Below are 15,152 nucleotides of genomic sequence, written 5' to 3'. Positions count from 1 at the left end.
GGCGAACACCCGTCTCGCACCGCCAGAAGCAGACCAACGCGGGGCCGGTTCTTTGCGACCGGCCCCGCGGTTTTCGTCAGACCGCCGCCTCGCGGGTCAGACGTTTTGATGCCATCCCCGGCTCTGCCCCCCAGACCGCCACATAGCGGTAGAAGACTGGCGTGAGGAACAGGGTGAAGATGGTGGCAAACCCAAGCCCGCCCACGATCACCCAGCCCACGGCGATGCGCGCTTCGGCCCCCGCCCCCGAGGTCAGGATCAACGGCAAGCCGCCAAAGACGGTCGATACCATCGTCATCATCACCGGACGGATCCGCAGACGCAGCGCGTCCCGGATGGCGCTGTCGATATCCTGCCCCGCCTCGCGCAACTGGTTGGCAAATTCGACGATCAGGATACCATTCTTCGCCATCACCCCGATCAGCATCACCAGCCCGATCTGACTGTAGTAGTTCAACGATCCACCGCTGAGCGAGATCGCGAAAAGCGCCGCCGCCAGACCAAAGGGCACGGTCAGCATGATGACGACAGCGCTGGCGATGCTTTCGAACTGCGCGGCCAGCACAAGGAAGACCACCACCAACGCGACGCCGAACACCATATACATCTCTGTCTGGCTGTCGCTCAGTGTCGCCGCCTCGCCGGTAAAGATGATCCCCATCCCGTCGGGCAGCACGCTATCAGCAATCGCCGTCAGACGGGTCATCGCGACGCTAAGATCGATACCGTCGTTCAGGTTCGCCTGCGCCGACACCGCCAGCGACCCGCCCTGCCGTTCCAGCGTAGATTGACTGACCACGGGCACCAGCTCTGCCGCCGCGGACAGGGGCACATAGGCACCCCCCGGCAACTGCAGCTGGATGTTATCAAGATCAGACGGGTCATCAATCGGCGGGCCACCGGGGACGACATTCACATCCGTCTCGATCTCGTCCGCAAAGACGGTGACGGCGACCTTGCCTTGGGTCATTGCGCCGATGGTCTGGGTGATCTCGGCCTCTGTCAGGCCAAAGACGCTCGCCATTTCGGGATCAACGCGGACCTCGTATTGCGCCTGCACCGCGTCGTTGGAAAGTTGCGGGTTCAAAAACGCCTCATCCTGCGCCATCGCCGCGACCAAAGCCTCGGTTGCCGTGGTCATCGCCGCGATGTCCTTGCCCGTCACCGCGAATTGCAAGCCCTGCCCGCCGCCGCGGATATTGAGGCTGTTGGTCCCCCGCGCACTGGCCTGAACGCCGGGCACCCGCGCCAGCTTGCCGCTGATCTCGGCGACCAGTGCGGATTGGCTGCGGTCACGATTGCTCCAGTCATCGAGCCGCACGATGATGAAGGCGCTGGTGCCACCGCCGACGCCAACGATGCTTTGAACCGAGGTGACCTCGCCGCTTTCCTGATAGGGGGTCAGGATCTCTTCGATCTGATCAACCTGGGTATCAAGGTAGTCGATCGTGGTGTCAGAGGCGCCGCGCGCCTGTACCAGAAAGAACCCGCGATCCTCGTCGGGCGTGATGGCAGAAGGCAAAGTGCCCGCCGCCCCCGCCGCCACGATCACAAAGGCCCCCGCCGCCCCCAGCACCACCAACGGCATGCGAATGGCTTTGTCCATCACCGTGTCAAACATCCGCCCGGCCCAGCCTTGCGGCTTTGCCGTTGCCTCGAGCGCGGATTTCCCCGGATCAAGAAAGGCCGCCAGAACCGGTGCCAGCGTCAGCGCGGTGATGGACGACAGCGTGACAGCAAAGGCCAGCACAAAGCCGAATTCGCTGAACACCCCACCGGCCTGACCGGGCAGGAAAGAGATCGGGATAAACACCGCCGCCAGCGTCGCGGTGGTAGAGATGACGGCAAAGAACACCTCGTTCGTGCCCGCCGCGGCGGCAGCAAAGGCCCCCATCCCCTGTTTACGTTTGCGCACGATATTCTCGATCACGACAATCGCGTCATCCACCACCATCCCCGTCGCCAGCACCAGCGCCAGCAGGCTGATGGTATTGACCGAGAACCCCGTCAGCCAGATCGCGGCGACCGTGCCCACCAGCGACACCGGAATGGTCACCGCCGGGATCATCACCGCACGGGGGGAACGTAGAAAGGCAAAGATCACCACAACCACAATCCCCGTCGCCAAAGCGATGGATTTCATCACCTCGGTCAAGGATCCCCTGATGAATGTCCCGTCGTCAGAGGTCACGAAAAGCCGAACGCCGTCGGGCAGCGCCGATTGCAGATCAGTCACCGCAACGGCCACATCTTCCGAGATCGACAGCGTGTTGCCCACGGATTGCCGCGTGATGTCCATGCCGACGGCGGTTTGCCCGTTCACGCGGGTCAGCACGGCGTCCTCTTCCGGCAGCAGCCGCACGAACGCCACGTCAGAAACGCGCGTATTCGCATCAATCGGGATCTGGCCCACGGTATCAACGGTGACATTCGCGTTGCCGACCCGCAGCGCCAAGGTTTGCGCATCTGAATCCAGCGATCCCAGCGGCGTGTCATCGCGCAGCGCTGCCAGCGCGTCAGAGACATCGAACAGGGTCATCCCCCGACTAAGCAGCGCGGGCATATCAAGCGTCACGCGGAACTCGTTGGGTTGCTCGCCGCGCAGGGTGACCTCTGCAATGCCGTCAATGGTGGACAGCCGGTCATAGACGACGCCCTCGGCCAGCTCGGTCAACGCATCAAGGCTCGCGTCGCCCATGAGCGCCAGCCGGATGATCGCATCCGCGTTGCTGTCGCTTTTGGTCACGGTCGGATCATCCTCGATATCATCGGGCAGGTCGCGCAATGTGGACGAAACGATCTCGCGCGCCTCATTTGCCGCGACATCGACATCGGTGCCTTCGGACAGATCAATGGTGATCCGGCTCGACCCCGTGGTCGAGGTGGATTCCATATAGGATAACCCCTCAAGCGCGCTCAGGGCATCCTCAAGGACCTGCGTCACCTCACGGTCGACGGTTGCGGGCACCGCGCCTTCATAGGTGGTGCGCACGGATAGAACCGGCTGGTCAACGTCGGGCATTTCCCGCACGTCGACAGCCACAAGCGCCGCCAGACCTGCGATCAGGATCAGCAGGTTGATGACGATCCCGAAAATCGGCCGCGAGACGAATAGATCGGCGAGCCCGCCACGGGGCTTTGCAGGGGTATCGCTCATGACGGTGCCTTTTCAGTCTCGGCACCGACCGCGGTGATTTTCGCCCCGTCCCGCAGTTTTTGCGCGCCTTCGGTCACGACCATTGCGCCATCGGCGATGTCGGCCTCGACCCAGACGAATTCGTTTTTACGGTAAAGGATCGTGATCGGCACCCGCACCGCCGTCCCGCCGTCATCGACCCAAACCGCCGCACCCGTACGCGACCACGTCACCGCGGTCGACGGCAAGACCGGCAGCGGTTCGCTTTCATGCAGCAGGCGCACCGCAAAGGTCATGCCCGGCCAGAGGATGCGTTGCGCATTGTCGCTCTTGGCCTTCACCGTGACCGAGCGCGTGACCGCATCGATCCGGCTGTCGAATGACAGGATCTCTCCGGTGATCGACCGACCGACAAAGGCAGAGGTAGAGACCAGCACCTCATGCGCCTGCCCCAGCACGCCAATGGCGCGTTCGGGCAGTTCGAATTCGACCACCAGCGTTTCGGTCTGGTCAATCGTTGCAATCACGTCATTCGCGCCAAGGATATCGCCGACCTCAACCTCGCTAAGCCCCAGACGCCCCGAAATGGGCGCGCGAATGGTGCGGTCTTCCAGCGCGACTTCGGCCAGACCCACTTCGGCATCGGCCAGTTGCTGCGCCACCCGCGCCTCTGACTGTGCGACATCGGTGATGGTAGAGTTGCCACCGGCCCGCAGCCGGTCATAGCGGTCGACCGTATCGGTCGCCTGCTGCAAATTGGCGCGCGCGATTTCAAGGTTCAGCTCTTGGGTCCGCGCATCCAACCGCACAAGGACTTCGCCCTGTTCAACGTCGCGGTTCGCAGTCAGCCGGGTTTCGACCACTGTACCGGCGGTTTCAGTCACCACATCCGCACTGCGCAAAGAGGATGCTGTGCCGGTCGCGTATAAAGTCACCTCGTAGGGGCGTTGTTCCAGCGCGGTCGTCACCACCGACGTCGCCCCCCGAGCACGCCCGCCCCCAGGGGGGCCACCTGCAGGGCGCCCACCCGCCGCGGATTGAGGCTGCGCCGCCTCGCTTGTGGCATCCGTGCCGGGCAGGCCAAAGGTGATGGCATAAGCCCCGAACAAAAGCCCGACGGCCACCAGCAAACTCACAAATTTCCGCATTATTCCAACTATCCAGATCAGGTCATTAAGCCATTTAACGTGGGCCCTGAAAATTCCGTCGCTGAAAACGCGAATAAATGTAGAAAAAAATCCAACGGTCCTGGGGCAGCCTAGTTTTCGGGCTTCACGCTCAGGGTGACCACGCGCCAGGCGTCATCCTCGCCAACCAGCTCTTTCGCGCGCGTCGCATCGGGCAGCAATTCGTCGTCGTCACCGATCACCACGTGCAGATAGCGTCCGGCCTCGCGCAGCTTGACGACGGGCGCGCCGTCCATGCCTTTCTGAACACGATCCGCCAGATCTTGACGCTCGGCAGAGCCAAGCTTGCGCGGCGCACCGTCCAACAGCTCCGCGACCGAGATACGCAGATTGCGCCCACCGTCTTTCAGCACGTCCAACCCGATCAACCCCGCAGCCACGGCATCGGCCCACCAGAACCCCATCGAGATACCGATGATGCCCAGAATACCCGCAACGCCGGTCTTCCAGTCTGCGGCGTTCATGTCAGCATCCGCATGCAACACCTTGTCCTGAATGTCGGGCGCGATGGCCAGCTTCCTGCGCCCCAAGATCACTGGCGGGATGATCGAATAGACCAATGCCGCCACCATCAACCAGCCCATCCAGATCTCGGTGCCAAACAGTTCGATACTGCCGATGGTGGGATGTTCCTGCCGCACCAACGTGACCACCGCGTCATACACCAGATAACCGCCCATCAAGGTCAGCGCCGCCGCCGAGAGGGCAAAGGCCAGGGTGCCAATGCGGTGCAGGCCAAAGGGATACTTCGGGCTTGGCGGCATCCGTTCAAGCCGCGCGGCGATCAGGAACAGGATCGGCGGCAACAGCGATAACGTGTCTTCGATCCACGCCGCCTGCATCGCCTGACTTGATCCCATGACCAGAAACATCACGAAAATGATCGTGACCAGCCAGAACAGCGTCCACCATTCCAGCCGACGCGCTTTCGCGATTTTGTCGGCGATCTCTTGCGGCAGCGGGGGGTAGCGGTTCATTCCTGCGCCTCCCGCGTCAGCGGACGCAGCGCCATATTGGACCGCATGAGAAACCGGTTCTCGCCGCGCCGCAACAGCAAGACCCGTTCGGGACGGTCGGCCCCGACGGTCACATATCCGATGGGGTTGGTCATGCCCGTATGCTCTGTCAGCGGTGAATCTTTCGGTATCCCGCCCGCCAGCAGATGCAGATCACCCCCCTCAAGCGCATCAAGCATCTGGTGCGGGTTCTCGCGATGCCATTCGATCTGGGCATCCAGTGCCGCGGCGATCAACGTTACCGCCTGCAGGTCTTGATCCGGCAAAGGATCTTGCAACGCGCCGACCTTCAGCACGGCACCTTGCACGGTATCAGTGGTGTTTTCGGGGTCTTTCGGTAACTGGCAGGCAGCCAGAACGACCAAAAGAGCAGCGGCGATGAGGTGGCGGTACATGATCAAAACCCTTCAGGGCGACAACTGCACAGATCATGATTTCGTTCCCGCGGGACCGACACCCGCAGGAACCAGAGGGGTCACAGCCCCCTTCGACAACAGATCACCCGTTAAAGCGGGGTGCCCGTTTTTCGAGGAACGCGGCCACGCCCTCTTTGAAGTCGGGGGTATTCCCCGCTTCCTTCTGCCATTTGCGCTCGTTCGCCAATGCGGTGTCAAAATCAGTGTCGGCAGCGCTCCACGCGGCTTTGCGGATCAAGGCAAGGCTGCGCACCGGCCCGTTCGCCAGTTTGATCGCGATCTCAAGCGCGGTGGCGTCAACCGCGTCATTCTCGACCAGCCGCGTCACCAGCCCCCAGTCAAACGCCGTCGGCGCGGGAATTTTCTCGGCCAGCAGCATCATCTCCATCGCGCGCACGCGGCCCACGGCGCGTGTCAGCAACCACGTCGCCCCGCCATCGGGGATCAGCCCGATCCGCGCAAAGGCTTCAAGGAAATAGGCATCACGACCGGCGACAATCACATCACAGGCCAGCGCAATCGACGCGCCCACACCCGCGACCGCCCCCTGCACGGCAGAGACCACGGGCACCGGCAGATCGCGAAGCGTCATCATCAACGGGTTGTAGGCATTTTCAAGCGCGGCACCCGCGTCAAGCTCTTTGCCACTTTCGATCGTCCCCTGCTTGAGGTTCGCCCCCGCCGAGAACGCGCGCGGCGACCCCGCCAAGACAATCGCCCGCGCTGTCTGTGCTTCGTGTTGCAGCAGGTCACGCAGCTCTAGCGCCATGGCAGAGGTCAGCGCGTTCATCGTCTCGGCATCATCGAGCCGCAGCACTGTCACCGGCCCGTGCCGTTCGACCTTGATCTTATCCGTCATCCTGCTCTCCTCCCACGCATTCTACGGTCTGTGTCGGGGTATCCCACCACGGGAACAGGGCATGGTAAAGGCGCCATCACCGGAACCCGCAGCGTCGAAGGCTCACTGATCAGGTATCGCCAAACGTCGCGGCGACCCACTCCGGCAAGGTCACCCGCTGCTCGAACACTGTCGATTTCGCCCGCAGCACGTTTTCTTTGGTGTCGCGCACCGGCTCCGCGCTGATCGTGGCATAGGCGTGATCGCGCGCGACCTCCCATGTCTCGTCGCGAAATCCCGCCAATCGGGCATAGAACCGTGCCGCCGTCTGGTCCGCCTCTTTCCACGCGGCACCGGGCAAGCCGCGCCCCGGCATGTTCCCCACATCGACCCGATGCTGGTTTGCCGTCTCTAACGCGTCGATATTGGCGTATTTCAGGTGCATCAAGTAGACACCGCGCGGCAGGTCAAACACCGCCGTTTCAATGCGCTTGGGCCCGACCCATATGCCGTGGCGCCACAGCCCCGTGCCGCGTTTGGTCACCCATGCCTTGCTGTAGTGCCCCGAGAACACCGCTGTGCGCCGATGGCCAAGAGCCATTTGCCCTTCTGCGAGCACATCATCCTCCAAGGTCTCTGCCACATTAAGACCAAGCGCGAACATCGACTTTGCCGATGCCGTCTCTAACACCGCGTGCAGTGACGAATATAGTGCGGGATCATAACAGATCAGCTCGTCCGCATCGGTGCGGATCACCCAGTCGAAAGACACGGCCAGCCCATCGGCAAAACTGTTCAACACTTGCCCGCGGCGCCGGTCGAACCCTTCCAGCGTTTCGCGGGGCACGGTGATCACGGTCGCACGCGGGCAAAGGCTGGCGACCTTGGCGTCGGCCCCGTGGGCGACGATATAGAGGTTATCAAACCCCAGCATACGCCCGTAATGCGCGTACCACTGTGACAGCGCCCAGTAGTCTTTGTAAACCATTGTGATCGCGCAAATATTCATGGTGTCCTTTTACGCGCTTTGCGATTTTCCGAACAGGGTATTTTGTCATGCACCGGCCTGACGCCTTCGAATTCCCTTACGCAAAAGGGTGAACGCCTTGTTCCAGCCATATTTTATGTTGCTTTTTGGCGACACCGTTGCCATTATGTTGCTCAGGCCGGGGGGCGAACATGTCATTGGAAAAGCTGATAGATTTGGCAGGTGCCGCGAAAGCGGGCACGGGCGATGTTGCGTTTTGGGACAGCTGCACCCAAACCTTCGCCGATCTGGGCGTCACCGGCATCGGCTATGGCATCATCCCTTACGCCAGTGACGCGACCGTGCGCGGGTTTACCCAAGCCGGTTTCTTTCGCCACACCTACCCCCAAGACTGGGTCACCGCGGTCGAGGAACAGGCGCTGGTGGATGACGATATCTCGGTCGAGTTGATCGCCAATGGTACGAAAGAGGTGCTGTGGAATGACGCCAGCCTGCTGGACCACGCGACCGAGCCGCAACAGATGCAATCCGAGCTTGAGAATGACATCGGCATGCAGTTCGGTGCGTCTTTCGCGCTGAACCGCACGCCCGCGGGTCAGGCCATCTCCGGCATCGGTCTTTGGGTGAGCGAGATACGCAGCGACCGCGAATTCGATCTTTACTGGCAAGAGCATCGCAGCGCGTTACGACGTTTGTCCTTTGCGATGGATGAAGGCATCCGCCGCGATCACATGAGCGTGCTGGTCAACCTCACCCCGCGCGAGCGTGACTGCCTCAGCTATCTTGCCATCGGTCTGCGCCCGGCCGAGATCTGCTGGACCCTCAAGATCAGCGAAAAAACCTTCGAGAAACACATCAAGGGCGCGAAAGAAAAGCTGCGGGCCAGCACACGCGATCATGCGGTCGCCAAATCACTGGTTTTAGGGCTAATCCAACCGTAGATGGGGGTTTTCCCCCGCTTGATCTACCCTTGGGTTACTGGCAGGTAGGGCGCATAGAACGGCATCACGATTTTCTCCAAGCAAGCCGGTGAGATAGGGCATATTCACGCTGCCTTTTCTCGTCATGCTGGCATTGCTTCGCAAGTAATTCTTAGACCAAAGCGCGGGGTGGCAGTAATGCCGCCCCCATTTTGTATTCACTGGTCGTAAAACGTGAACCACCACGCCGCCCACAACTGACGCGAGAGGGTCGCCACGTCAACTTATCACAAAGCCGTCAAATCCGTTGCCACACGCGAAGACCGCGATAAAAAGACCACCAGTTTTTTACGATTTGCGAAACCTTTGCCGACTTCGGACCGTGGTTTCTTGCAGAAATCACGCGGAGCAGACGACAATGGCAGCGATCAACGGCACGACGGGGACAGACACCCTTCAAGGGACGGCAGAAGACGATCGGATTGATGCCGGCGCAGGGGACGACCGCGTGTCCGGCGAAGGCGGCGACGATCGGATCGACGGTGGCGCGGGCGATGACCTGCTGTATGGCGATGCAGGCGTCGGTACGGCACCGGGCAACGACGCTTCGCCTATCAACCTGTCATCGGGCAATGCATACCGAGGCACCGAAAACAACGCCGAGCCGGGCGATTCTGCGATCTACCTAAATGTCGCCACGCTAGAAGACGGTCGGTCGGTTGTTGGCCGACTCGTACTGGTCAGCACAACAAACGACGATATGCCAATCGACCTTACAGGCGGCAACGGTTCCGAAATACTGCTTAATTCAGGTCGCGGTGGTAGCTCACGCTTCGAGGGTGAAACAGCAACGTTTAGGCTCGAATTTTACGATCGCGAAACACTCCAGCCTATCGCCCTGAACGCGACAGCAACCTTCAACGATCTCGATCGCAACAACCCCGGCGATCAGGAATCCGTGACGCTGGACACCAACAGCTTCACCTCCTTCGCGACCAGCGATGACACGTCGTTGAATGTCACCAATGCCGATGGCACCGTGACCGCAGCGGGGACCGAGGCGAACTCCCCCGACGATCAGGATGCGTGGTTCTCGGGCCAGTTCGAGAACCGCGAGTTCATCGAGTTCACGCTTGAAACCCGTTCCACACAGTCGGGCTTCACCCTCTCGGGCGACCTGATTGACGACGCCGTTGTGACCCCGATCGAAGCGGGCAATGACACCATTCAGGGCGGCGAAGGCGACGACACGATCTTTGGTCAGGGCGGAAACGACAGCCTTGACGGTGGCGAAGGCGACGATCAGATCGAAGGCGGCGACGGGCAGGATACCATCACCTCGGGCGGCGGCGATGACCGCGCCGAAGGTGGGCAAGGCTCCGACCTGTTCAACTTTACCTCGGGCGGTGATCACACCATCGTAGGCGGCGAAGATGCCGACGGAACAGATGTCGACGTTCTGAACCTCAGCGGGCTGGATCGGTCGCAGTACACGCTGACCAAAACGGGCCCTGAATCCGGCACCATCGAATTCCGCGATGCCGACGGCAACGTGACCGGCACCACAACCTATTCCGAGATCGAAGAGGTCGTGATCTGCTTCACCCCCGGCACCACCATTGCCACGCGACGCGGCGAGATCCCGGTGCAGCAGATCAAGGTCGGCGATCTGGTCGTCACCCGTGACAACGGCCTGCAGCCGGTTCGCTGGGTGGGTCGCCGCAATCTGGGGCGCGACAACCTGCTGCGCACCCCCGGCTTCAACCCCGTTCGGATCAAGGCCGGTGCCTTTGGCGAAGGCGTGCCGCAGCGCGATATGATGGTCAGCCCGAACCACCGCATGCTTGTCGCCTCTGAGACGGCCGAGGTGATGTTCAGCGAACGCGAAGTTCTGGTCGCGGCGAAACATCTGGTCGGGCTCGATGGGGTCGACACTGTCACGCCGGACAAGGTCAGCTACATCCACATGCTGTTTGACAACCACGAAGTCGTGTTTGCGGACGGGACATGGGCCGAAAGCTTCCAGCCGGGGGCACATTCGATGGCCGGCATCCAGTCCGAACAGCGCAGCGAGATCCTGTCGCTGTTCCCCGAACTCGATGCGGCTGACGGCATGTCCAACTTTGTCGCCGCGCGCCGGTCCCTGCGCGCGCATGAGGCGCAACTGCTGGTATCCGCCAGCGCCGCGTAAGGCGCGCCATCCGGTGCAAGTAACGAAAAGGCAGCCCTTTCATGGGCTGCCTTTTTTGTCTCAATGACTGCGCGTTACCAAAAGGCCGAGATATAGCACCGATCGGCCGCGCCGCCATGCTCTTTCCACGTCTTGCGCACCTGCGTCGCCATCGCCTTTTGCCCCGCGAACCATAAAAACCCGTCCGCCGCAGATGAAACCGCGTCGCAGGCCGCCTGCCCCATCGTGGGACGCTCGGCCTCGCTGGCGATGATAACCTCCAGACCGGAGTGCTTTGGCAGCGGATAATGTGCGGCATCTACATGCGATGGATACAGCATGATGCGCCCGGTCAGATCGGGGTTCGCCTCCATGATACGGGCGATGGCCGGAAAGGCGGTATCATCGGCAAATCCGAACACCGGCCCCGTGATCGTACAGCCGCCGCCCCCCGGTCCGGTGACAAGGATCTGCGTCCCCAGTTCAACGCTGCGCGCCCAATCGGTGGTGCGCCCACCTTCGTGAATAAACAGATCAAACACCAGCAGCCCGTTTTCCCGATCCACCCGCCGCGCGGTATAGACCGGCAGATGCAGCTTGTGTTCACCCTTGGGCCAGACGGTTGCCCCGTTCTCTCCGATGCGGGGCCATTGGGGGGTCTTGCCCGGTTGCGCGATGCCAAGGCGGAAATGGATCGCACTGTCAGAGAACCGCGCCACATCGCCCGCCAGCGTGACCCGCATAAACCCGCAGTCCAACATCTCGCGGTGCTGCACCGTCATCAACCGTGCGTTATCGGGCAAGGCACCCTGACGTACACCATCCGACCAGCGGATCGCCTGCGCCGCATCGGGCATGACGCTGCCGATCTGATCCACCAGACTGTCCTTCAACGTCTGCAGAAAATCGGCGCGCGCGGTCGATATCTCGGCCCTGCAATGGGCACCGGACGGGGCAAAGGCGATCCGCCCATAATAGGTGCCCAGGACAATCCCCTGCGCCCCATCCTGTTCGACGTGCAGGTCATGCTCTGCCGCTTCGGCCAAGGTGGCCTGTCGCAGGGCGGCGAAGTTGACGCCGGGCAATTCGGTTTGTGCAGTGTGATCAGACATGGGCCACCCCCTGTTGCGGTGCGCGCTGCCCCGAGACCCGCCAGATCAGCGGCAATGCCGCAAGCGAGACGGCACAGGCCACACCAAAAAAGATACCGTAACCAAGATGCTCGGCGATGACCCCGGCGACCATGCCCGAGACCATGCTCACCGCCGCATCCATACATTGGAACAAGGTAAAATCGACGCCGCCCTGCCGCGGGTCGGACCAGTTCATGAACTGCCCGTAAAGGGCGACGAAACCAAAGGCCATGACGGCCGCGCTGCTGACCATCGCAATCGGGGCCACCGTCGCGGCGGCGAAAACGCCACCCGCCGCCGACAGGCCAACCACCCCGAGGATCAGCGCCTGAAGCGCCACCGCACCTGCCAGCACCACGCGGGTGCCGAAACGGCGCACCACCGCGCCACCGGCCATCGCCCCCGCAAAGCCCAAGGTCAGGCTGCCGACCCCGCTGAGCAGTCCAAGCTGACCCAGATCATAGCCCGCATCGATAAAGTAAGGCCCGAACATCCCCATCGCGGTTTTCTGCGCCACGACATAAAGCGCCGCGACCAGCAAACCCTGACGCACCTCGGCGCGGGCCAAGGCGGTTCTAAGCCGCGGTTGATGCGGTCGCGCCTGCGCGGTTTTCGCCCGCGCGATGATCGCAAAGGGGACGCAGAGCACAGCAATCACCGCCGCCATCCCCCATGCGCCCACCAGCCATCCGGCGCGGTCCACGAGGATCAGGAACACGCCCCCGCCGATCGCAGCCCCCAGATAGGCACCGCCCACCTGCGCCGCGTTGCCCCAGCCGTATTGCGTCTCCTTCAACGCCGCCACGGCATAGCCGTCGCAGGCAATATCGACCGTGGCCGTCGCAAAGGCCGCCACCATCAACACCGCCAAAACAGGCAGCACCGGCGACGGGCCGATCAGCCCCACCACGAAAAGCGCCGCGATCACCACCGCAGCGCCCAATGTTACAATCGTGACCGACCGGTCCCGCCCGCCGTCGGGCAGGCGGAACCGTTCAACCCTCGGGGCCCAAAGGAACTTGAGCGCCCAAGGCAGCACCAGCACCGAGATCAACCCGATCTGGTCCAGCGGCAGGTTCTGCGCGCGCAACACCCCCGGCAGCCCGGACCATGTGACGCCCGCAATGACGCTTTGCGCGATATAGATGCCGCCGATCGCGCCGACGACACCCCAAGTTCCTCCAAGCCGCGCCATCAGAAGCGGTAGCTGACGCTGGCCGTGGCCGTGCGCCCTTCGTAGCGATAGCAATAGTCCGCGCTACAGGTCTGGTCTGTGTTGTCAAAGACGTTCTTGACGTTGATCTGCGCGCTCAGCCCGTCATAGCCGACTTCACCGAAATCATAGGACATCGACAGATCGGCAAAGACCTCGGCATCGTTCTTGTAGGTATTTGCATCGTTGCCATAGCTTTCGCCGACATAGCGCAGACCCGCGCCGAAGCCAAAGCCCTTGAACGCCCCGCTTTGCGGCTCGTAAAAGCCCCAGATCGATGCGGTGTGATGCGGTGTGGCCGACAGCTGGTTGCCCACGGTGCCGGTGGACCCTGCCTCGATCTCCATATCCAGATAGGTATAGGCGCTGGTCACGCGCAGACCATTGGCAAAGTTGAACTGGCCTTCAATCTCCAGCCCGCGCGACCGCAGGTCATAGGGCACCTGCACCTGGTTCAAGCCATTGAACGTCGCCGGATCAACCGTCTGGAAGACAACCCCGTCCTCTTGACGGATGTCAAACAGTGACGCGGTGATCAGGCTTTCCGTCCCCGGCAGCTGGTATTTGACGCCCACTTCCTTTTGCAGCCCGCGTGTCGGCTCTGCCGAACGGCCGCTGTTGGGGTCGGTGCTGTCGTCATAGACCAGCCCTGTGGTCGGCACGAAAGAGCTCGACACATTGGCATAGACCGACAGGTCGGTGTTGAACGCATAGCTCAGACCGACACGACCCGAGAACCCGTTGTGCGATGTATCGGTGCCGTTCTGATTGGCATCAAAGGTGGTCATGTCGACCCAGTCGTAACGACCGCTCAGGAACATCGTCCAGGGGCCGGAGCTCAGCTGGTCGTGCACATAGACGCCATACTGGTACATTTCCTGACCGTTGGAATAGGGCTGATCCACCGCGTCCGTGTCGGCAGCAGAGACATAGCCGACACCGCCATAATAGGCATCATAGGACGACTGCGTATAATCGAAACCGGCCACAACCGTGTGGTCAAACGCACCGGTAGAGAAGTGCCCCTCGGCATAGGTATCGACCGAGAAATTCTCGGAATTCTCAAGGTAATGGCCCCAGTAACGCCCGAACCCCGTGCCCGCCGCATAGATGCCGCTGAACTCAAGATCCGCATCCACTTCGGAATACCGCAGGTTTTGGCGCAGGGTCACGCCATTGTCCATCTCGTGCTCAAGCTCGTAGCCGACACGCCATTGTTCGTTCACAAAGTCATTATAATCAGGATCGCCGACATAGATATCAGACGCTTCGCCCTGCGACGGGTTGTAGTAAGACGCCGTACCGCCGCGTGTTGATTCAGAATATTCTGTCAGCACGGTGATCTTGGTCCGGTCCGTCAACTGATAGGTAAAGGACGGGGCCAGCAGCGCCAGATCGTCGCTATAGCCCGGCAGCGGCGTATCCGCATCCCGCGCCACACCGGTCAGACGATAGCTGAGCCGTCCGTCGGTGCCGACGGGGCCGGTGAAATCAAACGCCAGCTCTTTACGGCTGTCGGTGCCAAAGGTCAGCTTGAGCTCGTTATAGGCGTCGTCCTTGGGGCGTTTGGAGATGATGTTTACCAGACCGCCCGCACCGCTGACGCCATACATCGACGACGATGGCCCCTTCAGGACGGAAACCCCCTCGAACGTGTAGGGGTGGTTCTGGAACCACGCCGACGGCCCGTTCACCTGACGCAGGCCATCGCGGAACAACCCGTCATAATAGGCCGAGAAACCGCGCAGATAGACAGCGTCATAGCGCGAGTCGAAACCGAAGTTGGTGACATTCGTCCCCGAGGTATAACCCAACGCGTCCAGCAGCGTGCGCGGCTCCTGATCTTCGATCTGGTCCTGCCCGACGGTGCTGATCGCTTGGGGGATGTCACGGATGGGGGTGTCTACGCGCGTGGCCTGACGCCCCGATTCGGCCACGTACCCGTTTTGCAGCAGCGTCGCATCGCTTTCCGCCTCAAGCGTGAGCGTCCCCAGATCAAGCGTATCCGCCTCCTGCGCATAGGCGGGGTGTGATGCGGCCAGCGCGGCCACCAAGGCAATCCTTGAAATTTGCATGGAATTCTGTCCCTTACTGTTTTAGTCGGAAATGAACCGCCCCGCGGCTATTGTCAAACT

The 15,152-nt window shown here is 61.7% G+C and carries 11 protein-coding genes; 2 read left to right on the top strand and 9 right to left on the bottom strand.

Going from position 1 to position 15,152, the window contains the following annotated elements:
- Nucleotides 1-76: 76 nt before the first annotated feature.
- The 6 genes from AB1495_RS15075 to AB1495_RS15050 form a co-directional block, all read right to left on the bottom strand.
- Entirely contained in the window at nt 77-3,157 is a 3,081-nt protein-coding gene (locus AB1495_RS15075; protein ID WP_074637124.1) for an efflux RND transporter permease subunit, read from the bottom strand.
- Complete coding sequence (locus AB1495_RS15070; RefSeq protein ID WP_074637126.1) at nt 3,154-4,284, bottom strand: efflux RND transporter periplasmic adaptor subunit; 1,131 nt, start codon at nt 4,282-4,284, stop codon at nt 3,154-3,156. Before AB1495_RS15070 ends, AB1495_RS15075 begins: the two co-directional genes overlap by 4 nt.
- A 110-nt stretch (nt 4,285-4,394) precedes the next feature.
- On the bottom strand, nt 4,395-5,300 hold the full coding sequence (locus AB1495_RS15065) for a cation transporter (RefSeq protein WP_074637128.1): 906 nt from the start codon (nt 5,298-5,300) through the stop codon (nt 4,395-4,397).
- A complete protein-coding gene (locus AB1495_RS15060; protein WP_074637129.1) occupies nt 5,297-5,734 on the bottom strand; it encodes an enoyl-CoA hydratase in 438 nt (145 codons plus the stop codon). The genes AB1495_RS15065 and AB1495_RS15060 overlap by 4 nt, the downstream gene beginning before the upstream one ends.
- 103 nt (nt 5,735-5,837) lie before the next feature.
- Entirely contained in the window at nt 5,838-6,614 is a 777-nt protein-coding gene (locus AB1495_RS15055; RefSeq protein ID WP_074637130.1) for an enoyl-CoA hydratase-related protein, read from the bottom strand.
- A gap of 109 nt (nt 6,615-6,723) precedes the next feature.
- Entirely contained in the window at nt 6,724-7,602 is an 879-nt protein-coding gene (locus AB1495_RS15050; protein WP_074637131.1) for a glycosyltransferase family 2 protein, read from the bottom strand.
- 170 nt (nt 7,603-7,772) lie between these two features.
- Between AB1495_RS15050 and AB1495_RS15045 the strand changes: the two genes are divergently transcribed.
- The gene (locus AB1495_RS15045; RefSeq protein WP_074637133.1) at nt 7,773-8,522 is read left to right on the top strand and encodes a helix-turn-helix transcriptional regulator; all 750 of its coding nucleotides are present in this window, start codon (nt 7,773-7,775) and stop codon (nt 8,520-8,522) included.
- 397 nt (nt 8,523-8,919) lie between these two features.
- Complete coding sequence (locus AB1495_RS15040; protein WP_074637135.1) at nt 8,920-10,692, top strand: Hint domain-containing protein; 1,773 nt, start codon at nt 8,920-8,922, stop codon at nt 10,690-10,692.
- Nucleotides 10,693-10,766: 74 nt separating this feature from the next.
- Here AB1495_RS15040 and AB1495_RS15035 read toward each other — a convergent pair whose 3' ends face one another.
- The 3 genes from AB1495_RS15035 to AB1495_RS15025 are packed head-to-tail and all read right to left on the bottom strand — an operon-like array spanning nt 10,767 to nt 15,092.
- On the bottom strand, nt 10,767-11,783 hold the full coding sequence (locus tag AB1495_RS15035) for a siderophore-interacting protein (RefSeq protein ID WP_074637137.1): 1,017 nt from the start codon (nt 11,781-11,783) through the stop codon (nt 10,767-10,769).
- A complete protein-coding gene (locus AB1495_RS15030; protein ID WP_074637139.1) occupies nt 11,776-12,999 on the bottom strand; it encodes an MFS transporter in 1,224 nt (407 codons plus the stop codon). The genes AB1495_RS15035 and AB1495_RS15030 overlap by 8 nt, the downstream gene beginning before the upstream one ends.
- Nucleotides 12,999-15,092, bottom strand: coding sequence for a TonB-dependent siderophore receptor (locus tag AB1495_RS15025; protein WP_074637140.1), 2,094 nt, complete (start codon nt 15,090-15,092; stop codon nt 12,999-13,001). Before AB1495_RS15025 ends, AB1495_RS15030 begins: the two co-directional genes overlap by 1 nt.
- Nucleotides 15,093-15,152 lie beyond the last annotated feature (60 nt).

Origin of the sequence: Sulfitobacter pontiacus, assembly GCF_040790665.1 — a bacterium.
GTDB classification, from domain to species: Bacteria; Pseudomonadota; Alphaproteobacteria; order Rhodobacterales; family Rhodobacteraceae; genus Sulfitobacter; species Sulfitobacter pontiacus.
Note: the sequence above shows the minus strand (reverse complement) of the source record. Positions and strands in the feature narration are given on the sequence as shown.